Here is a 23,117-nt window from a genome sequence, read left to right on the forward strand (position 1 = left end):
AGTGAAGAGATAAATATCAATCCATTCATATTTAGAATGGATGAGGCTTTTTCTTAAGGAATTATATTGCTCTACATTAAATTTAAGTGATCTGCAAATAGACATAGATATAATAATTCAATTAAATTTCAGTATGATTTTTTTAACTATGATATATAGAATTACTTAGAGGAAAAATATTTTTATAAGATAAGTTCAAGTTACCTAAAGAATTACTAAATGCTTTTAAGAAAGATAAGCCTATTATATTTTTTATAAATCCTCCATATGGAACTGCTAATAATGCTGGAAGAAAAATATGTGATCATAAAGAAGGCATTGCATTAACAAATGTAAATAAATTAATGAAAAAAGATATGATAGGACCTTGTTCACAACAATTATATGCACAATTTTTATATAGAATTTTATTAATGAAGAAAATTTATAATTTGTCCAATATTAATATATATATGCAAAATTATCATATTTACATACTATTAAAGATGTTAGTAATAGTGTTTACAAGAATACTACAGATGTATTTATAGTGTCATCAACATCATCAATGGCACATGGAATTTCAATTATTCCTGAAAATTATTTTAAGGTTATATCTAATTTTTCGGCTAGAAAGTTAATAACTAATGATTATGCTAATTGGATTAATGATAAAGATGAGGTCTTTAGTTTATGAATTAGGATTTTTAAAGAAAGATTTTAATGCTGTTAATAGGTTAAATAAAGATATTAAAAGAGATGTTATTCAAGAAGCGTTGTTGACTTAGTAGTAATAGCTAGAGTTTGACTTTGGCAAGTGCTGGCTATTAATCAAATATATATCCTCCAAGGTAATGGTGAAAAAACATTATTACCTTGGAGTTATTTTTATTTCTAGATATATTGATGAGCCCTAGCTTCAAAGTTACCTACCCAATGAGTACATAAGCCTTATTATGGTATAATATTTAAATATAGGTTAATCTTACATGAAGGAGCTACAACATTGAATATAGAGAAAAATTTACTTCTTATTAAGGGTGAGGATAAAACTAAAGATGTGGGATATTGCCAGTATGACACAGGGATAAGTAAGTGGAAGGTTACTTTTACTAATAGGAAAGTGTATTCCTATAATTATACCAATGTCCTTTGGTTTTATAAGCCCATAGAGATTGATATTGTTAATAAGATAATTTATGCAAATCATGAACCTTTAGGGGGAGTGTCTAAGGTAATTTATTTTGCGGATTATGTTAAGGTTATTTTCAAAAGTAAGTTTACTAAGGTTTTTAGCAAATATGATATTGAAATAGAAGAGTCAAGTCTTAAGGATAAAGTCAGCAGCAATTGTTTTACATATCTTAAGGAGCTTTCGGATGTTGTTGGGATTAAGATGGACAATGGAAGTTTGCTTAAAAGGCAGTATGAGAAAATTGAGGTGGTAAGTCCTAGAAGTGTATTAAGTTTTTATTTGAATCCTCATAAGCTAAAGGAAATGACTTTTAATAGGGATTTAAATTATCCTTTTGGGTTTAATTTAAGTCAAAGGAAGGCTGTTGAAAATGCTTTTACTAGCAATATTAGTATTATAGAGGGGCCGCCAGGTACAGGTAAAACTCAGACCATATTAAATATTATTGCTAGTATAGTTATGGAGAATAAAACTGTTGCGGTGGTTTCAAATAACAATACTGCTACGGATAATATACTTGAAAAGCTCAAGAAGCACCAGTTGGATTTTATAGCAGCACCCTTAGGAAATGATGCTAATAAAACAAGATTTATTGAAAATCAAAAGGGTGAGTATGGTGATTTTACTAAGTGGAAGCTGACTCATGAAGAAAAAGTCAAGATATCAACAGAGCTTAAAGAGAAAAAGGCGGCTATTAGCAGTATGATGGCGAAGGATAATAAATTGTCTCAATTAAAGCAAGAGCTATCAGAACTTGAAATCGAAAGACAACATTTTGAAAAGGAGTATCTTTCTGAAGATGTTGCTAGTTTAAAGTATAACTCAATAAAAAAACTTAAGGCAGATAAGTTGATGAAGTTTATTACTGAAATAAGGGCAAAGGGTTCAGATGAGAAGATTGTTACCTTTTGGTTCAAGATAAATAATCTTTTTAAGTATGGAATTATTAATTTAAAGTTTTATAAGAACTCTATAGATGAGATTTTAGATTATCTTTGTAGCCAGTATTATAACAATAAAACTATTGAGCTTAAGATAGAAATTAATAAATTACAAAAAGAGTTAGATAGATTTGATTTTGAAAAGGAAATGGATAATTACACTTCTAACTCCATGAAGATTTTTAAAGATTATTTAGCTGGAAGATATAATAAAAGGAAGCCACCTATATTTACTAAGGAGGATTTATGGAAGAAGTTTAATCTTGTTATCACAGAGTATCCTGTAGTGCTAAGTAGTACCCATTCTTTAGCAAGTACTAAATCAGAAAACTTTCTTTTTGATTATGTAATCATTGATGAGGCCTCTCAGGTTGATATTGTAGCAGGAGCCTTAGCTTTATCCTGTGCTAAAAATGCAGTTATTGTTGGAGATTTAAAGCAACTTCCAAATATAGTTTCAAAAGAGGATAAGGAAATTATAAAGGATATATATACTAAATATAATTTGCATGAAGCTTACGATTACTGTAAGAATAGTTTATTGTCTTCAATTTCAACTATTAATAAAACGATTAAAAGAACCCTGCTAAGAGAGCATTATAGATGTCATCCTCAGATTATTAATTTCTGTAATAAGCAGTTTTATAATAATGAGCTTATTATAAAATCAAAAGGCGATGGAAACCTTAAACCCTTAGCGGTTTATAAAACAGCTCTTGGAAATCATGGAAGAGATAAAGTTAACCAAAGGCAAATTGATGTAATCAGAGAAGAGATACTTCCTAAGATTAACTCGGATAAGTCCATTGGTATAATTGCTCCATATAGAGATCAGGTTAATGAAATTACTAAGTATATTGGAGTTGATACCGTTGCAGAAGTTGATACAGTACATAAATTCCAAGGCAGGGAAAAGGATGTTATTATTTTAAGTACAGTTTCTAACAAAATTAATGATTTTAATGATGACCCTAACCTGGTAAATGTGGCAGTTTCCCGTGTAGTTCATAACCTTATGGTGGTAACTTCAGATTTTCAAGAGGAAAATAGCAACCTTGGAGATTTAATTAGATACGTAAGCTATAACAATTTAGATATAGTAGAAAGTAAAATCTCTTCAGTATTTGATTTGCTTTATAAACCCTATATGAAGCAGTTGAAGAAAACCTTAGAAAAAAACAAGAGAATATCAGAATTTGCTTCTGAGCAGCTTATGTTCAATTTAATTGAGGAAGTTTTAGCTTTAGAGGAATTTAGTAATTTAGATGTGGCAGTGCACTTTCCACTAAGAATGATCATAAGGGATATGGACCTATTAACTTTGGAGGAAAGAAAATTTGCTCTTCATAGATGTACTCATGCTGACTTTTTAATTTTTAATAAATTAGATAAAAAGCCAGTGTTAGTGGTTGAAGTGGACGGTTATAAGTTCCATGTTCAAAATGAAAAGCAGCTTGAGCGAGATAGAAAAAAGGATGGAATTCTTTCAAAGTATGAAATACCCATTATAAGGTTCGCTACTAATGGAAGTGGAGAAAAGGAAAAGCTGGTTGAAAAGCTTAAGGCGGTTTTATAGCAATTTTTTTTAAAAGTGGGGCGATTGTTGTCCCGCAGAATCTACGGGGAAGGGGTGACTTTATGTTTAAAAATCATATAGAGGTATATAAAAAAGTAGTTATTTTATCACAAGCTGTAAGGGTGGAATATGAAAGTAATCATCGAGAAGCTACATACCGCAGCCGGAATAAACGGCCAGATACAAGCTGTTGTTATAAGGTAATATTAGATAGAAATATGAATAAGCTCACCCGTAGAAATTACGGGTGAGCTTATTTTACTGTGTAAGTCTTTTAAAACTAATCTTCCTTATCCTCATCCTCATCGTCCAATAAGTTTAGCTTATCCACAATGTTATTGAGTGTTTTGTTTATATCTTCCTTGGAGACTTGTCCTTCAGAATCTGAAGCAGTCTCTGAGTTTGATTCGCTTTTATTTGTAAAATTCTTAATCAAGTCAACAAGATTGATGCCTGTTAAAGAATCTACGACTTCTGGAAGTTGAGACATTATATTTGTTACATTCTTGGTTAGTTTTGATGCACCGCCTTCACCGCCATTATCAATGATAACCATTTTATCAGTCTTAGATAATGGTTCTGAAACATTTTTAGCGATTTCAGGTAGCTTGTCAACAAACATTTGGACTATAGCTGCATCGCCATAAGCTTTGTACGCTTCTGCTTTTTCCTTCATAGCTTCAGCTTCAGCTTTCATGGCATCAGCGGTAGCCTGACCTTTAGCTCTTATTGCAGCAGCTTCTGCTTCTCCAAGAATTCTAACTCTCTCGGCTTCAGCAGTAGCTTCTTGAATTTTAGCATATTTATCAGCTTCTGCCTTTTGTTCTTCTCCAAATCTATCTGCTTCAGCAACCTTCTTAACTGTAGCATTAAGCTCCATTTCCTTTTTCTTGGCTTGTTGCTCAGCAATTTCTGTTTGGCGCTGCTCTTCTAAAAGTTCAGCATTTTTAGTAGCATCGATTACTTGTTTACGAACTATATTTTCTTCTACTTCGTATGCAAGGTCTGCCTTTGCTTGAGCTTTCTTTTCTTCACCTTTGAACTCTTGAACTTTAAGTTCCTTTTCTTTTCTAGCTGCTGCAATTTCTGTATCAGCCTTTAATTGAGCCTCTTCTCCCAATCTCTTAGCTTCTGAAGTTCTCTGCATTTCTTCACGCTTAGCTTCAGCTTCTGCAATAGCTGCATTTTTCTTCACTTCTGCAATTTGTTTTGCTCCAAGTGCTTTAAGATATCCATTACTATCGGTAATGTCTCTGATGGTGAAAGTAACTATTTCTAGTCCCATCTTCGCAATATCTACTTTAGCAACCTGCTCTACTTGATTTGCAAATTCTTCTCTATTTGAGTAGATTTGCTCAATAGTCATTTTTGAAACAATCTCTCTCAGTTTACCTTCTAAAACATCTTTAACTGTTTTTTCAATGACAGATATAGTTTTATCCATATCGGAAACATTGAATTGCTCTACAGCAATTAGTACAGATTTTTCATCTGACTTAACCTTGATGACAGCAACTCCATCAGTATTAATAGGTACACCATTGGAGTCTAAGGACTCATTTGTTTTAAGTGGAACTGCTATGTTTTCTAACGATATTTTGTCGGACTGTTCTAACAGTGGTATCACTATTCCTCCTCTACCGCTGATAACACGTTTCTTTAGCCCTGTTACAACCATAGCTTTATCTTGTGGAACCTTTCGCCACACCCCAAGTATAACGATAATTACTCCTGCAACAATGGCAACTGGAATTAATAATCCGCTTAATGATTCAAGCATTTAAATACCCCCTTTATGTAGTATAAGTTAATTATATCATACATAAAGTGGATAGTATGTAAAAAAATATGAGTGTGCTTGTGTTATATGTTTTTATTCATATATTAAATGAATAAGGTAACAATAAATAATAAATAATAAATAGAGATTAATATTATACTATTATACGAGGCGAGAATATAATGAAGATTGAAAATAAAACATTGAAAAAAGTATTAAAAAGTTGTGTTATATTAGGAATTTCCATCTTAGCGATTTTAATTAATAGAAAAGCAATGGAATCCAAAGCTTTATTTAAAGTAGCAGAAAATGAATATTTAATATTAGCATATAATGACTTAGGAATGCATTGTATACAAGATGATTATTCTGCTTTTATGATATTACCACCAGCTAATACCGTTAGGGTTCAAGTCTTTGAGAAGGGAATAGATAAGGCTAAACTTATAGATAGTGGAATAATAGTAAAATACGAAATGAATAACAATACTACATCCGTTGATAAAAGCAATTTTTGGAAGTATGCTAAAGATTATGGCTATGATTTAAAACCTAATGAAGGAATTACTGGAAATTATTTGAGTGGAGTTTGTAAATTGTCAAAGGATAAAAATTATTATGAAGCTGAATATGTTCCAGTAATACCTTTTAATGATGGGAGTAAGGTAAGAAATCCATATCAAACCATGACTGTTACAGTAATTGATGAGGCTACAAAAAAAGTATTAGCACAAGAGGATAGTATTGTAGTTCCAGTATCAGATGAAATGAGTTGTAGTAATTGTCATGGAAAGGAAGATACTTATGCAAACATATTAAAGGCTCATGATAGGAAAGAGAAAACTAGTCTTTATTCTGATTTAAATAATAATATAAGACACAAATGTAATGAGTGCCATTCAGATAATGCTTTAGGTGCATTAGGGACTCAAGGTGTTCCAAGTCTTTCTCTTGCAGTACATGACTTTCATGCACCGATTATGGGTATGTCAGATTTGCAAAACACATGCTACAATTGCCATCCAGGGATTGAAACACAGTGTAATAGAGGAGCTATGTATAAAGCAGGTATTACTTGCAGTGATAGTAAATGCCATGGAAACATGGAAAATGTAGCTCAGTCTTTGAAGGATGGTAGAAGAGATTGGCTTGATGAACCAAAGTGTAGTAATTGTCATGGAGAACTTTATAGTATAAAAGATAATCAACTATACAGGGAGGCTTATCTCCAAAATGGACCAAGGGGTATGATTGGAAGAGTAAAATGTGCAACTTGTCATAATAGTCCACATGCTGAATGGGTATCATCACTTCCTCAAGATAATGAGATACCAATAAAAATTTACGGTAAACCTGATTTTATTAAAAAATGCACGGCTTGCCATGAGAATAGAGGAAATAATAAAATACATAACTATAAGGGAGAGTAAAAAAATGAATTTAGGAAATTTACTTATTCTTATAGCTTTAATAGGTAGTATATTAATATTACCTATTAATATGCTAATACATAATAAAAAGATAAGAGATATAATTTTAATAATTACTGCCATAAGTTTAACAGCCTCATTAATTTTAATTCTATACTATCAGTATACCTGTAATTTTAGATATAGTTATGTAGTAGAACATATATCCACAGATTTAAAACCTCTTTATAAGATTTCAGCTTTATGGGCAGGGCAAAGTGGCTCCTTTTTATTATGGGCAGTTTGCTCTATTTGGCTAGGGTTTACTATAAAAGGAAATAAAAAATCTTTTAATATTTATATGATTATTACTACAGCACTTATTGCTTTTGTTTATATAAGTAACCCATTTGCAATTGAAAAAGTAATTTCTAGTGAGGGAGAAGGACTCAATATGGCATTACAAAATCCTTGGATGGTTATACATCCACCATTGGTGTTTATAGGATATTCAGCTTTGGCTATATTGTTTTGTGAAAGTTTTTCACATAGGGTAGAGATAAAATGGGCTTATATTTCATTATTTTTTTTAGGCGCTGGAATATTTACAGGAAGTATATGGGCTTATAAAGCATTAGGATGGGGAGGATATTGGGCATGGGATCCAATTGAGAATGCTGCATTAGTTCCATGGTTAATTTTAGTGGCTATTATTCATAGGAAAAAAGTAAAGCCTTATGTAACTATGTTGCCTTTTATTCTGGCCGTTTTTGGAACATTTTTAGCAAGAAGCGGAATATTAGAAGGGAAATCAGTGCATTCATATAATATTTCCACCATGTCAAAGCCAATATTGATTTTAATTAGTTTTTTATGTGTATTACTATTTATAATTGTTATAAAAAATAAACAAAACAAAGATATAGTAAATAATAACGGTACTTTAAAAAAAGTATTATCGGCATTTTGTAGTATTACATATTTATTTTCTGCCCTTATTTTAATAAGTACTACGTTACCTATTTTTTCATCTTATAATGTTGAAGTTGATTTTTATAATTTATTATCATTAGTTTTTGCAATAATTTCTTCAATTTTATTCTTAATTTATATGCAAGATTTATTTAAGGGTAATTTAGCTATTATATCAATAATAAATACAATTTTAATTATAACAATAAGCTGGATTACAAAGTTTGGAGACGTTCAATGGCTGATTATCCTTTGGATACTAATGTTTCCATTAATTTTAAAAGTAATTTATTTTAATAAAATCAAAAATAAATCAGCAAATATAGCGCATATTGGATTTATATTAATGATATTAGGTAGTATTACATCATCTATATTTGGTGAAGCGGGAATGTTTTTAGAAGCAAATATAACAAATCAAGAAACTGTAGAGGCTATAATAATTCATAATTTTTTAGAAGATGTAGTAATAACAGAAGGTGCAAAATATACAACAAAGCCATTAATATTTCTATTTTGGATAGGTGGAATTTTAATAATGATTTCTATGGTAGGGAAAATATTTTTCTTTAAGGATAGAACAACATAAGAATATCACAGTAATGTGGTATTTTTAACATTTTGGGTTAAAAAGTATGCCTAAGCTGAAAAAATATATAAAAAACAGTTTTTAGGTTAGATTTGAATTGCCCCCTGGTTTGTTTGAGATTGCCAAAGGCAAGCTCTTGCTTTCCACAATACTCCCAATAACAATTTAAAGATTTTTGTGAATTTACTTGAAATTTTAAGGTTATAAGTGTAATATATATGAATATAATTAAACACAGGGGAGCTTGTAAATGCAGGCTGAGAGGAAGTAATTAACTTCGACCCTTTTACCTGATGCGGATAATGCCGTCGTAGGAAGTCGCTTTAACGAATTTTTTACAGGAGACCAAGTCAGGTACTCCTGTTTTTATTTGCACTTTTTTGAGAAAGGATGTGAAAATGGTATCCATGGTAAGGCCATGGAAGGCTGAGGGGGAGCGCCCTGAGTCTTATATTACAGCGATGGGAAGCCGTGTTTCGGCGTGAGAGGAGACAATTGAGTCTCGACCGACCTTCCGAGCAGATTTCCAAGGGGGAACTGTATCTATTTCAGGGAAGGGTGGCGCTGGAGTTCACCATTTTCTCTGTTCAAAAAAAGGAGTGTTAAAATGAATATAACTGAAAAAAAAGTATCTAGAAAAAATTCCACAAGAATGCTGGTATTAACTGCAATGTTTGCTTGCTTGGCTTTTGTGCTAAATACCTTTGTGTATTTTCCATCTATGGCTCCCTTCCAGCATTTTGTTAATGTACTTTCTGCTGTGATTTTAGGACCATGGTATGGAGGCGTAAGTGCTCTTATCTGTGGAATTATGCGTATACTGTCTGGACGTACTATTCAGGCTGTAACGGGGGCTATTTTTGGTCCTATTATCGGAGGTTTAATTTATAAGAAAACAAAAAATATTTACTTAGTGTTTATAGGTGAAGTAATTGGTACAGGCCTCTTTGGGGCTATGGCATCATATCCATTGATGAGATTGTTTTATGGACTTGATGTACAATCCCCATTTTATTATATTCCATTCTATACACCTTCCGCTGTAGTTGGTGCAGCAATGGGTGTTGCAGTGCTTTTAATTTTAAAGCGCAGCGGTGTATTAAATAGAATGGTTAATGAACTGAAATAGGAGGCTGCAATGGATAGATATATTAAAGCTTTAAGGGCTGTGAGAGATAATGAGCCACTTGTTCAATGTATTACAAATTTTGTTACGGTAAATGATTGTGCAAATATTATTTTGGCCTCTGGAGGATCACCTTCAATGGCTAAGGATATTCGTGAAGTGGCAGAGGCGGTAAGAGGTGTACAGGCTTTGGTGTGCAATCTGGGAGCTATTGAATTTATTGATTCTATGATTGCAGGGGGAAAGGAAGCTAATATCCTTGGAAAGCCAGTTATCCTGGATCCTGTGGCTGCTGGTGGAACGAGCCTACGTAGAGAGGCTGCTGAAAGACTTTTGAAGGAAGTTCATTTTACTGCAATTCGTGGTAATGCTTCGGAAATTCGCTTTCTTGCTGGACAAGAAGTCTCAGGTAGTGGGGTGGATGTAAGTAAGGTAGATGCTATTACTGAAGAGAATCTTACAGATATGGTGGAAGTGGCAAAGTCTTTAGCTTCTAAAATAGGAAGTGTAATTGCTGTATCTGGAGTTATAGATATTATCACTGATGGAAGCAGGGCGGTGGTTCTTCGCAACGGCTGTGCTACTATGGCTAGAGTTACTGGAAGTGGATGTATGTTAACTTCACTTATAGGTGCCTTTTGTGGGGCAATGCCAGAAGACTTTTTTAGTGCCACAGTAGCTGCCATGGCTGCCATGGGTGTATGTGGTGAACTTGCGGAGGAGCAACGTTTGAAAAAAGGAACAGGTAATGCCACCTTCCGCATTGATTTAATTGATGCTGTTTTTAATTTAACTGAAAAACAACTTATGGAGGGAATTAGATATGAAGTTTTCTAAAGAGGAAATAAAAAGTTCTATGCTGCTTTATGCAGTAACAGACCGTATGTGGTTAAAGGAAGGAGAAAGTCTTACTAAGGTATGTAAAGAGGTACTGGAAAGTGGGGCAACCTTCCTGCAAATTCGTGAGAAGGATTTAGATGAGGAAACCTTTGAAGAAGAAGCTAAGGCTTTAAAGGACCTATGTGAGAAATATCATGTTCCTTTTGTGGTAAATGATAATGTGGACATTGCCTTAGATATTGATGCTGATGGAGTTCATGTGGGACAATCTGATATTAAGGGCAGAGATATAAGAAGTATCCTTGGACCAGATAAGATTTTAGGTATTTCTGCAGGCACAGTGGAGGAAGCAGTGGCTGCGGAAAAAGCTGGTGCAGATTATATTGGTGTAGGTGCTGTTTTTGGAACTAGCACTAAGAAGGATGCCAGAAACCTATCTGTGGAAAAGCTTCGTGAAATCAGCAAGGCTGTGACTATTCCAGTGGTTGCTATTGGTGGAATTAATAAAAGTAATTTAATGGACCTTTCTGGAAGTGCAGTTCATGGAGTGGCTGTTGTTTCTGCAATATTTGCTGCTGAAGATGTTGGAAAGGCTACGGCAGAACTTTTAACTTTAGCTGGTGACATGGTGAACAATGGATAAGAAGTACGCGATTTTTGATATGGATGGAACCTTGGTAGATTCCATGAGCTATTGGAACAACCTTGCAGGAGAGTTTCTTGAAGGTAAGGGAGTAGCTCATGTTCCAAGGGAGGTTATAGAAAAAATTAAAGTCATGACCATAACAGAATCCGCGGCTTTGTTTATTGATGAGTTTAATCTAACGGGAACTCCGGAAACAGTGGTGGCAGAAATGAATGCTATGATGGATGAACATTATCGTAGGGATATTCCCTTGAAAAGTGGCGTGAAGGAATACTTAGATTCCCTCCATGAAAAAGGTGTGGAAATGTGTGTGGCATCAGCAACGGCAGAACATCTTATGGAGGCTTGTTTAAAAAGGGTTGGTGTAATGAAATATTTTAAGTTTTTATTATCCTGTGAAACCGTAGGAGTAGGAAAACATAGAGCGGATGTTTATTTTGAAGCGGCAAAGAGGTTGCAGGCAAAGCCTTGTGACACTGCTGTTTATGAGGATGCCATCTATGCCGCAAGCACTGCTAAGAAAGCTGGCTTTTATGTCATTGGGGTTTATGATGACAGTGCTAAGTTAAGATGGAAAGACATTGAGGTCCTTGCGGATGAGGTAATTAAAGAGTTTTAAGGAGGAAATATAATGAGTGCAAGTATAGCTATTCAGGTTTTACCAGAAGCTAAAAATAATGAGGAGCTATGTCATATTGTAGATCAGGTTATTGCATACATTGCAAGTACTGGACTTAGGTATGAGGTAGGACCTTTTGAGACAACTATTGAAGGTGACAGCTACGATGAACTTATGGACATTGTAAAACAGTGTCAGCATGTGGCTATTGCAGCAGGGGCACCGAAAGTTTCTGCGTACATAAAGGTCGTGTATCGACCTGAGGGTGAAATTTTAACCATTGACCAAAAGATAAGCAAATATAAGTAATGATTAGAAATAAAAATGTAATTAATGATAATAAGTTGAAAAATAATATTAATAGATAAGAATATAAAAAGTATAAATTTAAATAGCGGCAGACTGGGGGCACCACTTTCTGTCGCTTAATAAAAATAATGCTAAAAGGAGAAATTTATTATGAAGGAAACAATGAAAACAGCATTATCAATCGCTGGCAGTGATTGCAGCGGAGGCGCCGGTATTCAAGCTGATTTGAAAGCCATGATCATGAATGGGGTTTATGGAATGAGTGCAATTACAGCACTTACAGCACAGAACACAACCGGCGTAACAGGAATATCAGAGGTTGAGCCTGATTTTCTTAAGGAGCAAATAGACGCAATTTTCACTGATATCCGTCCAGATGCGGTGAAGATTGGAATGGTTTCTTCAGGGAAGCTTATTGAAGTCATTGCAGAAAGGTTAAGTCACTATGAAGCAAAGAATATTGTGGTTGATCCAGTGATGGTTGCAACTTCTGGCTCTAATCTAATGGAGTCTGAAGCAGTTGTAACATTGAAGGACAAGCTACTTCCTCTTGCTACCCTTGTTACACCGAATATTTATGAAGCGGAAGTTCTTTCAGCCATGACTATTAAAGATAAAGAGGATATGATAGCAGCAGCAAAGTATATCAGTGAAACCTACGGTTGTGCTGTTTTACTTAAAGGTGGACATAGCATCAATGATGCAAATGATTTGCTCTATAAAAATGGAGAAACGAAGTGGTTCTACGGCAAGAGAATTAATAATCCTAATACACATGGAACAGGCTGCACCTTATCTAGTGCAATTGCATCAAATCTAGCAAAGGGCTATGATATTGAAACCGCTGTTCAAAAAGCAAAGGACTATATCTCCGGAGCTCTTGAAGTCATGTTGGATTTAGGTAAGGGCAGTGGCCCAATGAACCATGGCTTTGACTTGAGTGGAGAATTTAAAATTTAAGTATCCCTGAGTACGGAATAAATTGGAAGCTTTAAAGAGCACATATAAGGTTTAATAAGGAAAAATGATTTAGGTAGAGCTGAAAAGTTTAAATGATGAACTTTTCAGCTCTATTTTTTATGAAAGTATTCCTGTTGACGGAAGCGATTGGCAAAAGCAAGCTATTGCTAATTTTTCATTTTTAGTTATTTTAATCATTTTGGAGTTTTGTTAGCTAAAATATAGTTATTTAAACAATAATTTAGTAATAAATAAAAAACAAAATTAGAATTATATATATAATTTTTCAGTGTAACACTAATAATAATATAGTGTTGAATTATAAATATACATATTATATGAGGTGAGAAAAGATGAGTAATAAACTTAAAAATAGTAAAAAGAAAATGGCATCTTTAGGACTCAAAAAAGATGAAAATGGAGATTATAAATATATTGATCCTAATGATACAACTTCAGAGTTTGTTCCAGTAAGAAATAATGCATCAATTCCTCCAAGACATTAATGAAATCTTTGTTAGTAATACATCTACATCCCGAAATCCACGACAGAAATTCTGTGGTGGATTTTTTATTGGTGCGCCCAGTATGGGCGTAATCTTAAGGGTGAAAGTCTCTAATAGGACCTAGTAGTGGTAAGTGTATAGCTTAAGGCAAGCTTTAGTTAAGTTTTCAAGAACTTTTTTGTAGTAGAATAATACCTTGTAATAGAAACTACTTTTTTTAGGAGATTTTATGGAAGAACGTACTATAACAGTCACTGGTCAAAGTAAACTGTCAATACCTCCAGATAGTATTGCTATTAATATGATACTTACCACACTAAAAGAGGAATATAATGAAGCCATTGAAGCAGCTGGTGAAGACCTAAATGAACTTAGAAAATGCTTGAATAGTGTTGGTTTTACTAAGGAAGAAATAAAAACTACAGACTTTCAAGTGAATACTAGATATGAAAATGTTAAAGATAACAGTGAAAATTTTAAAAGGGTTTTTAAAGGCTATGAGGTTATCAACCGATTAAGAGTGGAATTTCCAGAGGACCCAATTAAGTTGGCAAAGGTTTTAAATAGTTTATCAGGTTGTAGTGCTAAGCCAGAATTCAGCATAAGCTATGAAATTAAGGATAAAAAGGAATTTGAAGAAAGACTTATACAAGCGGCAATAATTGATGCAACTTCAAAGGCAGAAAAAATGGTGGCAGCGGCAAGGGTAAAGCTTGGTAAATTGATAAAAATTGATGGTGGCAATAGTTTTATAGGCAGTGCTAATAACAGATTAATGGCACTTAAGGAAAGTGATGCTAGCCTAGATTTAGAGCTAGCAAACATTACAGGAGAAGCATCTGTTACAATGATGTGGAGAATAGAGTAATTGTAACAACTACCTTTGGATAAGATTCACACATGGAAGTACCTTTGGACATAGCAACCTCAGTGGATGTTATCTCTTGAGGTATTTTCCAAGGGTAAGGTGGAGATGGTCAGAGTTAAACTCTTGCTATGCACCTAGGGTTCTTATGATATAATTTACACATGGAATATTATAAATGAGGTGAAGTGAATTATGGAAGATAAAAAGGTAGTGATTGAATTAACAGGTGGAGAAATGAGATACTTATTAAAGAAAGTTTCTGTAATTATAGATAAGTTAGAAAAGATTAATGAGACTAATACCAAAGAATACGAAATGTGTGATATTATTTTCGATAAATTAGCTGACGGATTAGAGCAATTATCTCATGACAATGATTAATTTAACTCATACTTTGAAAAAAACATGATGGTGTATTGCCCAGGAAAAATCTTAACCAAAAGTAAGAGTGCCTTTGTTGAGAAGCTTCACGTAACAGTGGTTGATATTGGAGAAACTGTGTATGAAGTTTAAGTTATAAGTAAAAAGATTGAAGGAGTGAAGGCTTCTTCAATCTTTTTTTATGTACACTTGATGGATATTGATTTATTTGACTTGTGGGACAAAGATGAGGATGAAGATTGATTTGATGTGATGCAAAAAGGTGAATATTGAAACTCAATGCATTGGAAATTATATGGTTGAAAAGATGTATACAGTTACATAAAAATAGATCGCTTTGAAATATTTACTTATGGGATTATATATTATATAATTAATTCAGAAATAAATAAACTTTTGATAGAGGTTGCGGTTTTTAAGAGTATATCTGATGAGTTAAGCACAGTGAAACAGATAGAAAGGAAAAACTGCCGAAGTTAGTGATTGATGCTTTAAGATCACTTGCTGGGGATATGCATAATATGCATATAACTGTCACAAAGCAATTTGTGGAGAGCTGTCATGAGAGATGTTTTGATGAATTTTTAGCGTGTTTTTTTGTTACGCTTTATTTTGTTATTAAGTCTTGAGTGATGCTCAAGGCTTTTTTTGTTTGATTTTAATTAAAGAAGCCTGTCAAGTTTATTATTTGTTTATAAATGAATTGCATATTTATCATTTTAAAAATTTATTAGGAGGGTGTTATTATGATAGGCAATCAAGTTGTAGATGGGCAATTATATTTTGACGGATGTAAATTGGAGGAGCTAGCTAAGAAATATGGAACACCTCTTTATGTAGTATCTGAGGATATTATTAGGGATAAGTGTGCTGAGGTAAAAACTTCATTTTTGAATAAATATCCTAATACTATGGCTTTTTATGCTAGTAAGGCTTTTTTAACTATTTCTATGTGCAAAATTATAAAAGAAGAGGGCTTAGGAATGGATGTGGTGTCTGGAGGTGAGCTTTATGTGGCTATTAAGGGTGGCATAAATCCAGATAATATCATGTTTCATGGCAATAATAAAACAATTGAGGAGCTGAAGATGGCTGTGACCTATAATGTTGGAAGGATTGTTGTAGATAGTGTGGATGAGCTTTTAGTTTTAAAGGAGATTACAGAGGAGATGAAAAAGGAGATAAATATTCTCTTTAGAATCACTCCAAATATTAAATGTAATACCCATACCTATATTTCAACAGGGCAAAAGGATTCAAAGTTTGGAATTCCTTTAATTGAGGAAATTATTAAGGAAGCTATCAATATTGCTATGAATTCCAAGTATATAAATTTTAAAGGAATTCATTTTCATGTGGGCTCACAGCTCTTTGATAACTCTTCCCATATTAATGCCGTTAAGAATACTGCTGACTTAATTAAGAATATTAAAGAGTCTATGGATATAGAAATTGAAGAATTAAATGTGGGTGGAGGCTTTGGAATAAAATATATTGAAGAAGATGAGCCAAAACCTTTAAGTTACTTTATAGATGCAATCATGAAAACAATTTATGAGAAATTTAATGAATATAATTTGAAAATTCCAAGAGTGTTTATTGAACCAGGCAGATGGATGGTAGGAGAAGCAGGGGTTACCCTTTATACCATTGGAACAATAAAGGAGATTCCAGAGGTAAGAACCTATGTATCCGTGGATGGAGGTCTTCCAGATAATCCAAGGACAGCTTTGTATACTGCTAAATATAGTGCTTATGTTCCAAGTAAAATGAATGAAGAAAGGGATAAAGTTGTTACTATAGCAGGGAAGTGCTGTGAATCAGGGGATATTATTATTTGGGATTTAAAGGTTCCATATTCCATTGAAAGAGGAGATATCCTTGCGGTGATGAGTACTGGAGCCTATAACTATTCCATGGCCAGCAATTATAATAAAATAGCTAAGCCAGCGGTGGTGATGCTTAGGAATGGAAAGGACAGAGTTGTGGTTAGAAGGGAAACTTATAAGGATTTAATTGCCTTAGATGTAGTATAGTATCTCCACGAACGTAAATAAATGTAAAAAGAGTAACAACTACATCTAGGTAGCGGTTACTCTTTCTCATATCATCTTTAAACAAATTTATAAACCTAGGATAAACCTATACTGCTTTACCCATTTCATAGGCTTCTTTCATTGCTGGAGTGCTTTGTATTTCTCCAACCTGCCAAGCTCCAACTCCATAGATGATGCCTTTTTCAGTGGCATTTGGAAGGCAATCAAGGGTGAAGCCACGGAAGCTTTCAATAGTCTTGTCCATATTGGCAATGCTGGTATCTGCAGCGGCTACAATGTAATAGAACTCTTTATTTTTTATTTCTTGATATCTTGGAACTGTGCGGTCAATGAGCGTTTTCATCTGTCCATCCATGGTGTAGAAGTATACTGGTGTTGATAGTACAATGACATCGGCTTTAATCATTTTATCTAGGATTTCTGCCATATCATCATTTTGAACACATTTTGAAGTGGTGTTACAAACTCCACATCCAGTGCAGAAGTTTATTTTTTCATCTCTAAGAAAGATTTTTTCTGTTTCATGGCCAGCTTCCTTAGCACCACGGATGAATTCATTGCAAAGGGTGTCTGAATTTCCGCCCTTTCTTGGACTTCCAGATAGAACTAATACTTTTTTAATCATTTTCATTTCCTCCTTTTACATGCCAAGGGTATTCCCCAGTTTCAATGGCTATTTCATAGCCTTCTATTTTTGTATCAAGTCTTTTAAGAGTAGCTTCAATTTGATTTTTCTGTTTAATCAGGGCTTCACGCTGCTCTTTTAAAAGCTGAAGTCTGGCTGGAATTGTGTCATCACCTTGTTGATATAGTCTCACGTAGTCAATGAGAATCTCTACAGGGAGACCAGCACTTCTAAGGCATATGGCAAGATCCACCCAGCGAAGGTCAATTTCCTGATAATCACGATTACCACTAGCACTTCTAGTTACAGGGGGTATCATCCCCACACGTTCATAGTACCTTAGGGTATCTGCAGATACATTAAATAGTGCATTTACTTCTTTAATAGTCATGAGAGTATCCTCCTATAATGCACCAACAATTTTATGAGGTACATAAAGCTCTTCTAAATAGTTAATTTCTTCAGGGGTTAAAGTTAAGTTAAGGGCTCCCTCAGCATCATCTAGATACTTGCTTTTAGTAGCACCAATTATTGGACAGGTAACTCCTTTAGCAAACTGCCAAGCAAGGGCAACTTGAGTCATGGTGCAGCCATAGTTTTCAGCAATGGCAGCAACACCCTCAACGATCTTTATGTCTGTATCTTGAGTGTTATCATATTTCCCTTTAGCCACTACATCGGTTTTACTACGAAGGGTATCTGCACTCCAAGGACGTGCAAGCCTTCCAGCAGCAACCAGGTTATGAAGTGCCTCCATGGTTTCCTCCACAGGAGTACCTGAGTCGAAGCGGTGGATTATTAGTAAATCCACATAATCTGTTCCAAGACGTTTAAGGGAGCCTTCCACTTCTCTTTTAATAGCCTCCTTAGATAGATGGCCAGGATTAAAATATACCTTTGTAGCCAGAACTACCTTATCTCTTTGAACATTGTTCTTAATAGCTTTTCCTAAATACTCCTCACTAGTCTCTGCAGAGTAGCAGTTAGCAGTATCAAAGAAGTTAATTCCTAAATCTAGAGCATGGGCGACAATTCTTTCACTTTCCTCTGGGTTTAAAGTCCAGTCATGCATTTTGCTGGCTGGGTCACCAAAGCTCATGCAACCAACACATAAGCGAGAGACTTCAATATCAGAGGGTCCGAGTTTTCTATATTCCATATTTTCAATACCTTTCCTTATAAGGGTTTTATCTCATTGATATAATTGTAATCCTTGAAGTTAACTCTAAGTCAATACTATTAAAAAAAATATCCATGATAAAGTGAAAAAAATGCTCCCCCGTAGATTCTACGGGGGAACTTTTGGGCTTATGGCAGCTACGGCAGTACAAAAGTCCATCCTTTGCTAGTTTAAATCATTCTTTTAAATTTTTTTATTTTCATTTTTCTAATGGTTTTATCTTCAATTATGCTATTAACAGTAATAACATTTAAACTATTTTTCTGTTACCAAGGTATTAATAAAGATACTTTCCTTATTATCACCAGCCAGCTCTTCAGTAAAGAAGCTACTATTGTATTCTAGGCTATTTTGAACTTCTTTGACTCCATCTCTTTCAAGTAGTGTTCTTTCTTTAGAGAAGAGATTTGTACCAAGTCCTAATTTATCACCTTGGATGTTTACATTTAAGCTAGCCAGAATTGTTGGGAAAAAGTCAAATGGTGCAAAAGTTCTATTTTTACTATTCGTAGTTTCCACTGGGGAGTTTAGTATTACATTAAATATAGAGCGTTTATAAGATTTATCAAAGTCTTGGAAGAAGGCCTTGTCCATGCTAAGATGGTCACCGGTTATCACGATGGTAGTATTTTTATAGAAATCCTGCTGCTGAATCCATTTTATAAAATTGGCTAATTCCTTTGAAGAGTAAGCTATAACATTAGCATACTGGGAATCATATTTTGTCTCAGCATTTTCAGATAAATATCCATCAGGGAAGTGGGTATCTGCAGTTTCCATGGTGAAGTTGAAGGGCTTGCCCGCATTATTAAGACGGAGTAGCTCATCCTTAGCGAATTCATAGAGTTTATCATCCTCAAATCCCCACCAAACATTGTAATCCTGAGGCAGTAAATTTTTGGCCTTGGCAGCCTTAGTATCAAAAATATTAAAATTACCATGGGATTTGAAGTAGGCACTTAAGCCACCAAAATCTGCATCAGAACCAAGCATTAAGGTTTGATTATAGCCTTGAGCTTCTAAGATATCACCAATAGCTATGGTACCTGGTAAGAATTTACCACCCATACCAAAGTGTTTGCTATTAAGGTCAACCTTTAAGGGAATACCAGCATCCATATTAATAAATCCGGCTACCGACCAGGAGGAACCATAGATTTGATCAGGTCCTCCAAAATTATCATTTTGTGAAAAGGAGACACCTTCCATTGCCAGAGTTGTTAGCTCAGGCATTAAATTTTCCTCCATATATCCGCCTAATGCCTTCGAAAGGTAAGAGTTTTCACCAGACTCCCAATAGATATGAATGAGATTTCTCTTTTCACTAGGGAATGTCATATTAACATCACGAGGGTCAAGGTAATTATCCTCAATGTAATTTGAAGGATTGAAGGAGGCCTTAAATATTTTATTTATATTGAGTTCTTTGAAAAAGTATGTACCACCACCAATAACACATAGGAAAGATAGTATGACGGAGATTCCACTTAAAGTTTTTTTAGAGAAGATTCTTCTCCCTGAACCATTCTCCTTTGTAAATACATCATAAGGAAAACTAGTAATAAGTAAAAATATAGCAGTGCTTATTACAATAGCAAAAACGGGTATATTCATAACATCGTTAAACATATCAGAACTAGCACTAAGGATGGGAGATTTTAAACTAAACAAAAGCTGTTCCGGTGTGATATCTTCCACAGAGTTAATGAACCAATGCCCAAAGAATATGAAGACAGTTCCAAGGATGAAAGCTAAAGTAGAAAGGATTCTTATAGTTCGAGTTTTCCACCTTGAATTAACTTCAGCTTTTAAGAATATAAACTTTGCTTTTAGGAGTTTCTTTACAATTAGATAGATTGTACCTAAAAGAAGAGTAAAGCAAATGTATTTAAAGTAATCCAAAGTTGTATAGAATCCACCAATAATCATTATATTCTTATTTAAAACATATCTAAGAAAACCTAGAGAAATCAGTTGGAATACTATAGTAAAGTTGAAAAGATTCTTTATAATAGTTAAAGGTTTCTTATCTTCCTTAAAAAGTAAATGGTTGGCAAAAGCCAATATTGTACCTGGTATTAAATAACTTATTGCTTGCATAAATCCTCCTTGGTATATGGAATTTAATTATAAATATTACACATGTATTTAAAAATGCTTATAATTTTTTTAATATCTATATGGGATATAATACTATAGTTCATAGGAATTAGGAAGTTGAAAAATTATAATATATAAGTGCTAGCTAAGTTTGAACATCTCAAATACAGCTGAATCTTATCAGCTCTAAGAAGTTTAGATGAAGCTTCAAAGATTATAATGGAAGAAGCTGAGAAGGACTTAGATTCTTTTGTGGATGAATTAAAAGGGAATAAATAAAAATAAAACAAAAAGTTGACAAAGTAGAATTTAAGGTGTTATTATATATATTAAATTATGAATGGAGGAAATATTATGAAAAATATGAAATATCAAGTTCAAATAAAATCACAACTTAATATAGACCTCTTACTGTTAGCCGACTTAATATAGCAATTGTATATATGATTAGGTAAATTTATATTTATTACTGTCATAGATGCAATTGCTCTCCGAAGTGATTGCATCTATGACGGCTAATTTATGTTTTAGAGATAGACAGCCTCATAGATTTATATGAGGCTATTTTGTATTATTTTTTAGATAAAATATGTCTCATAGATTTATATGGGGCTTTTTTTATATCCTAGGTTAAAAAGTCCCATAGATAACTATGGGACTTTTTATTTTATATATTAAAGTTTAGATCAGGAGGATTTAGAAATGGAAGAAAGTAGAGAACAGTGGGGGTCTAAGGTAGGTTTTATACTTGCAGCAATTGGATCGGCAGTAGGATTAGGTAATATATGGAGGTTTCCATATGTAGTTTATTCAAGTGGTGGAGGCGCATTTTTGATACCATATTTCTTTGCCATATTTACTGCAGGAATTCCCCTTTTAATATTAGAGTATGGAATGGGTCATAAATTTAGAGGATCTACACCCCTTTCATTAGCAAGAGCTAATAAAAAGTTTGAATGGTTTGGATGGTGGTCAATAATTAGCTCAGCAATTATATTGTGTTATTATTCTATGATATTAAGTTCAGCAATGAAATATTTCACTCTTAGTTTTAATAAGGGATGGGGAGGAGACGCTAATTCATTTTTTTATAATGACTTTTTAAAATTGTCTGATTCACCTTTAAAGTTAGGTGGAATAGTTTTTGCCATGCTAATTGGAATTGCATTAATTTGGTTTATAAATTGGTTTATATGTTATAAAGGTATAAAATCAGGAATTGAAAAAATGAATAAAATATTATTACCTTGCTTACTGTTAATAATGGTAATCATAGTTGTAAGAGGAGTTACATTAGAAGGCGCAGAAGCGGGGTTAAATATATTATTTACACCAGATTGGGAGAAAGTAAAAGATCCTAAGATTTGGATTTTAGCATATGGACAAGTATTCTTTTCATTGAGTATTGCTACAGGGATTATGATGACATATGCTAGTTATCTACCTAGAAAAACAGATATAAATAACAGTGCTTTCATGACTGCATTTGCAAACTGTGGATTTGAATTTTTATGTGCTATAGGTGTATTTGCAATACTTGGAGTAATGGCAACCAGTGAAGGTGTACCTGTTTCAGAGGTAGTAACCAGTGGAATTGGTCTAGCATTTATAGCATTTCCTAAGGTATTTACAATTATGGGAGTATGGGGAAATATATTAGGAGTTTTATTCTTTGTATGCTTAGTATTTGCAGGGATTACTTCATCAGTTTCATTAGTTGAAGCAATATCAGCTGCAATAACTGATAAGTTTGGATGGGAACGAAAAAAAGTTGTAACAAGTATGTGTATAATAGGATTTTTAATAAGTACAGCTTTTGCCACAAATGCAGGTTTATATTTACTAGACATTATGGATAATTTCATAAATAACTATGGTATAGTTGCAGTTGGATTATTAGAAGCTTTTGTTATTGGTTGGATAGTTAAGCCTAAAACAATAAGAGAACATGTAAATGCTATTTCACATTTTAGAATTGGAAAATGGTGGGATTTCATTATAAAGTATGTTACACCGACACTATTATTAATAACCCTAGTTCAAAGTGTTATAACAGAGTTTAAATCTCCTTATGGAGGATATGATTTAATATCTTTACTATTATATGGTTGGGCCATTATTGCATTAGGAATTATAGGTGGGATATTAATAAGCAAGAAGCCTTGGAAGGTAAAAGATGAATCTCAAAATATAAAAAGTGAGGAATATAGTGAGGAGGTTGTATAAATGACAGGTTATGCAATGGCATTTTTAGTATTAGGAGCAACTATTCTTTGGGGAGGATTAATAGTAACATTAGTTATAAATTTTAAAAATGGAAGTTCAAGAAGTTAAGAAAGTGCATATGGAAATTTAATAAAAATATATAACAAAATAAAAAAGAGATTTGATTACTCGTATATTTATTTATATCCATAATCTCCCGCCTTATATTATAATATAAGGTGGGGGGATAGAAT

21 protein-coding genes and 2 riboswitches are annotated in these 23,117 nt (G+C 33.5%); of the genes, 16 read left to right on the plus strand and 5 right to left on the minus strand.

Going from position 1 to position 23,117, the window contains the following annotated elements:
- Positions 1–626 precede the first annotated feature (626 nt).
- Positions 627–767 carry a hypothetical protein gene (locus BN1075_RS21620; RefSeq protein WP_156132796.1) on the plus strand — a complete coding sequence of 47 codons (141 nt, stop codon included), beginning with the start codon at positions 627–629 and terminating at the stop codon, positions 765–767.
- 218 nt (positions 768–985) lie between these two features.
- Positions 986–3,691 (plus strand): AAA domain-containing protein, encoded by a 2,706-nt coding sequence (locus tag BN1075_RS13155; RefSeq protein ID WP_040193686.1) that lies wholly within the window; start codon positions 986–988, stop codon positions 3,689–3,691.
- A gap of 280 nt (positions 3,692–3,971) precedes the next feature.
- Here the strand turns inward: BN1075_RS13155 and BN1075_RS13165 are convergent, their stop codons facing one another.
- On the minus strand, positions 3,972–5,471 hold the full coding sequence (locus BN1075_RS13165) for a flotillin family protein (protein WP_081911592.1): 1,500 nt from the start codon (positions 5,469–5,471) through the stop codon (positions 3,972–3,974).
- 182 nt (positions 5,472–5,653) lie between these two features.
- On the opposite strand from BN1075_RS13165, the gene BN1075_RS13170 reads away from it, so the two are divergent.
- The 12 genes from BN1075_RS13170 (at position 5,654) to lysA (ending at position 16,732) form a co-directional block, all read left to right on the plus strand.
- On the plus strand, positions 5,654–6,901 hold the full coding sequence (locus tag BN1075_RS13170) for a cytochrome c3 family protein (RefSeq protein ID WP_040193688.1): 1,248 nt from the start codon (positions 5,654–5,656) through the stop codon (positions 6,899–6,901).
- A 4-nt stretch (positions 6,902–6,905) separates the two neighbouring features.
- Positions 6,906–8,441: a cytochrome c biogenesis protein CcsA gene (ccsA, locus tag BN1075_RS20830; protein WP_052406543.1), complete on the plus strand. Its 1,536-nt coding sequence runs from the start codon at positions 6,906–6,908 to the stop codon at positions 8,439–8,441.
- Between the two features lie 226 nt (positions 8,442–8,667).
- Positions 8,668–8,775: riboswitch (TPP riboswitch) on the plus strand.
- A 273-nt stretch (positions 8,776–9,048) separates the two neighbouring features.
- Positions 9,049–9,570, plus strand: coding sequence for an energy coupling factor transporter S component ThiW (gene thiW, locus BN1075_RS13180; RefSeq protein ID WP_040193689.1), 522 nt, complete (start codon positions 9,049–9,051; stop codon positions 9,568–9,570).
- Positions 9,571–9,579: 9 nt separating this feature from the next.
- Positions 9,580–10,404, plus strand: coding sequence for a hydroxyethylthiazole kinase (thiM, locus tag BN1075_RS13185; protein WP_040193690.1), 825 nt, complete (start codon positions 9,580–9,582; stop codon positions 10,402–10,404).
- On the plus strand, positions 10,391–11,050 hold the full coding sequence (gene thiE / locus BN1075_RS13190) for a thiamine phosphate synthase (RefSeq protein WP_040193691.1): 660 nt from the start codon (positions 10,391–10,393) through the stop codon (positions 11,048–11,050). Before thiM ends, thiE begins: the two co-directional genes overlap by 14 nt.
- Entirely contained in the window at positions 11,043–11,672 is a 630-nt protein-coding gene (locus BN1075_RS13195; protein WP_040193692.1) for an HAD family hydrolase, read from the plus strand. The genes thiE and BN1075_RS13195 overlap by 8 nt, the downstream gene beginning before the upstream one ends.
- A gap of 12 nt (positions 11,673–11,684) precedes the next feature.
- Positions 11,685–11,981, plus strand: coding sequence for a thiamine-binding protein (locus tag BN1075_RS13200; RefSeq protein WP_040193693.1), 297 nt, complete (start codon positions 11,685–11,687; stop codon positions 11,979–11,981).
- Positions 11,982–12,143: 162 nt separating this feature from the next.
- Positions 12,144–12,941: a bifunctional hydroxymethylpyrimidine kinase/phosphomethylpyrimidine kinase gene (gene thiD / locus BN1075_RS13205; RefSeq protein ID WP_040195160.1), complete on the plus strand. Its 798-nt coding sequence runs from the start codon at positions 12,144–12,146 to the stop codon at positions 12,939–12,941.
- 353 nt (positions 12,942–13,294) lie between these two features.
- Positions 13,295–13,447: a hypothetical protein gene (locus BN1075_RS21965; protein ID WP_197072315.1), complete on the plus strand. Its 153-nt coding sequence runs from the start codon at positions 13,295–13,297 to the stop codon at positions 13,445–13,447.
- Between the two features lie 229 nt (positions 13,448–13,676).
- Positions 13,677–14,315 (plus strand): SIMPL domain-containing protein, encoded by a 639-nt coding sequence (locus BN1075_RS13210; RefSeq protein ID WP_040193694.1) that lies wholly within the window; start codon positions 13,677–13,679, stop codon positions 14,313–14,315.
- Between the two features lie 192 nt (positions 14,316–14,507).
- Positions 14,508–14,696, plus strand: coding sequence for a hypothetical protein (locus tag BN1075_RS13215; protein ID WP_040193695.1), 189 nt, complete (start codon positions 14,508–14,510; stop codon positions 14,694–14,696).
- A gap of 392 nt (positions 14,697–15,088) precedes the next feature.
- Positions 15,089–15,263, plus strand: a riboswitch (Lysine riboswitch).
- 179 nt (positions 15,264–15,442) lie between these two features.
- Entirely contained in the window at positions 15,443–16,732 is a 1,290-nt protein-coding gene (gene lysA / locus BN1075_RS13220; protein ID WP_040193696.1) for a diaminopimelate decarboxylase, read from the plus strand.
- 106 nt (positions 16,733–16,838) lie between these two features.
- On the opposite strand, the gene BN1075_RS13225 is transcribed toward lysA, so the two are convergent.
- The 4 genes from BN1075_RS13225 to BN1075_RS13240 all read right to left on the minus strand — a co-directional run bounded on the left by BN1075_RS13225 (position 16,839) and on the right by BN1075_RS13240 (position 20,658).
- Complete coding sequence (locus BN1075_RS13225) at positions 16,839–17,378, minus strand: flavodoxin family protein (RefSeq protein WP_040193697.1); 540 nt, start codon at positions 17,376–17,378, stop codon at positions 16,839–16,841.
- Positions 17,371–17,769 carry a MerR family transcriptional regulator gene (locus tag BN1075_RS13230; RefSeq protein ID WP_042387329.1) on the minus strand — a complete coding sequence of 133 codons (399 nt, stop codon included), beginning with the start codon at positions 17,767–17,769 and terminating at the stop codon, positions 17,371–17,373. Before BN1075_RS13230 ends, BN1075_RS13225 begins: the two co-directional genes overlap by 8 nt.
- Before the next feature lie 12 nt (positions 17,770–17,781).
- Positions 17,782–18,537 (minus strand): aldo/keto reductase, encoded by a 756-nt coding sequence (locus BN1075_RS13235; protein WP_040193698.1) that lies wholly within the window; start codon positions 18,535–18,537, stop codon positions 17,782–17,784.
- A 276-nt stretch (positions 18,538–18,813) separates the two neighbouring features.
- Positions 18,814–20,658 carry an LTA synthase family protein gene (locus BN1075_RS13240; protein WP_235777802.1) on the minus strand — a complete coding sequence of 615 codons (1,845 nt, stop codon included), beginning with the start codon at positions 20,656–20,658 and terminating at the stop codon, positions 18,814–18,816.
- A gap of 702 nt (positions 20,659–21,360) precedes the next feature.
- Here BN1075_RS13240 and BN1075_RS13245 point away from each other — a divergent pair.
- Both BN1075_RS13245 and BN1075_RS21625 read left to right on the plus strand, forming a co-directional pair.
- Positions 21,361–22,884: a sodium-dependent transporter gene (locus tag BN1075_RS13245; RefSeq protein WP_040193699.1), complete on the plus strand. Its 1,524-nt coding sequence runs from the start codon at positions 21,361–21,363 to the stop codon at positions 22,882–22,884.
- Complete coding sequence (locus tag BN1075_RS21625) at positions 22,885–22,992, plus strand: MetS family NSS transporter small subunit (RefSeq protein ID WP_148315512.1); 108 nt, start codon at positions 22,885–22,887, stop codon at positions 22,990–22,992. It abuts the gene before it with no gap.
- Positions 22,993–23,117 lie beyond the last annotated feature (125 nt).

It is taken from the genome of Clostridium culturomicium, from assembly GCF_000821305.1.
GTDB lineage: Bacteria > Bacillota > Clostridia > Clostridiales > Clostridiaceae > Clostridium_J > Clostridium_J culturomicium.

Bases quoted from the DNA above. Each gene is read 5' to 3' on its own strand.
- BN1075_RS21620 (WP_156132796.1), top strand. From the start codon at position 627: ATGATTATGCTAATTGGATTAATGATAAAGATGAGGTCTTTAGTTTAT.
- BN1075_RS13165 (WP_081911592.1), bottom strand. From the start codon at position 5,471: ATGCTTGAATCATTAAGCGGATTATTAATTCCAGTTGCCATTGTTGCA.
- BN1075_RS13170 (WP_040193688.1), top strand. From the start codon at position 5,654: ATGAAGATTGAAAATAAAACATTGAAAAAAGTATTAAAAAGTTGTGTT.
- ccsA (WP_052406543.1), top strand. From the start codon at position 6,906: ATGAATTTAGGAAATTTACTTATTCTTATAGCTTTAATAGGTAGTATA.
- thiW (WP_040193689.1), top strand. From the start codon at position 9,049: ATGAATATAACTGAAAAAAAAGTATCTAGAAAAAATTCCACAAGAATG.
- thiM (WP_040193690.1), top strand. From the start codon at position 9,580: ATGGATAGATATATTAAAGCTTTAAGGGCTGTGAGAGATAATGAGCCA.
- thiE (WP_040193691.1), top strand. From the start codon at position 10,391: ATGAAGTTTTCTAAAGAGGAAATAAAAAGTTCTATGCTGCTTTATGCA.
- BN1075_RS13195 (WP_040193692.1), top strand. From the start codon at position 11,043: ATGGATAAGAAGTACGCGATTTTTGATATGGATGGAACCTTGGTAGAT.
- BN1075_RS13200 (WP_040193693.1), top strand. From the start codon at position 11,685: ATGAGTGCAAGTATAGCTATTCAGGTTTTACCAGAAGCTAAAAATAAT.
- thiD (WP_040195160.1), top strand. From the start codon at position 12,144: ATGAAAACAGCATTATCAATCGCTGGCAGTGATTGCAGCGGAGGCGCC.
- BN1075_RS21965 (WP_197072315.1), top strand. From the start codon at position 13,295: ATGAGTAATAAACTTAAAAATAGTAAAAAGAAAATGGCATCTTTAGGA.
- BN1075_RS13210 (WP_040193694.1), top strand. From the start codon at position 13,677: ATGGAAGAACGTACTATAACAGTCACTGGTCAAAGTAAACTGTCAATA.
- BN1075_RS13215 (WP_040193695.1), top strand. From the start codon at position 14,508: ATGGAAGATAAAAAGGTAGTGATTGAATTAACAGGTGGAGAAATGAGA.
- lysA (WP_040193696.1), top strand. From the start codon at position 15,443: ATGATAGGCAATCAAGTTGTAGATGGGCAATTATATTTTGACGGATGT.
- BN1075_RS13225 (WP_040193697.1), bottom strand. From the start codon at position 17,378: ATGATTAAAAAAGTATTAGTTCTATCTGGAAGTCCAAGAAAGGGCGGA.
- BN1075_RS13230 (WP_042387329.1), bottom strand. From the start codon at position 17,769: ATGACTATTAAAGAAGTAAATGCACTATTTAATGTATCTGCAGATACC.
- BN1075_RS13235 (WP_040193698.1), bottom strand. From the start codon at position 18,537: ATGGAATATAGAAAACTCGGACCCTCTGATATTGAAGTCTCTCGCTTA.
- BN1075_RS13240 (WP_235777802.1), bottom strand. From the start codon at position 20,658: ATGCAAGCAATAAGTTATTTAATACCAGGTACAATATTGGCTTTTGCC.
- BN1075_RS13245 (WP_040193699.1), top strand. From the start codon at position 21,361: ATGGAAGAAAGTAGAGAACAGTGGGGGTCTAAGGTAGGTTTTATACTT.
- BN1075_RS21625 (WP_148315512.1), top strand. From the start codon at position 22,885: ATGACAGGTTATGCAATGGCATTTTTAGTATTAGGAGCAACTATTCTT.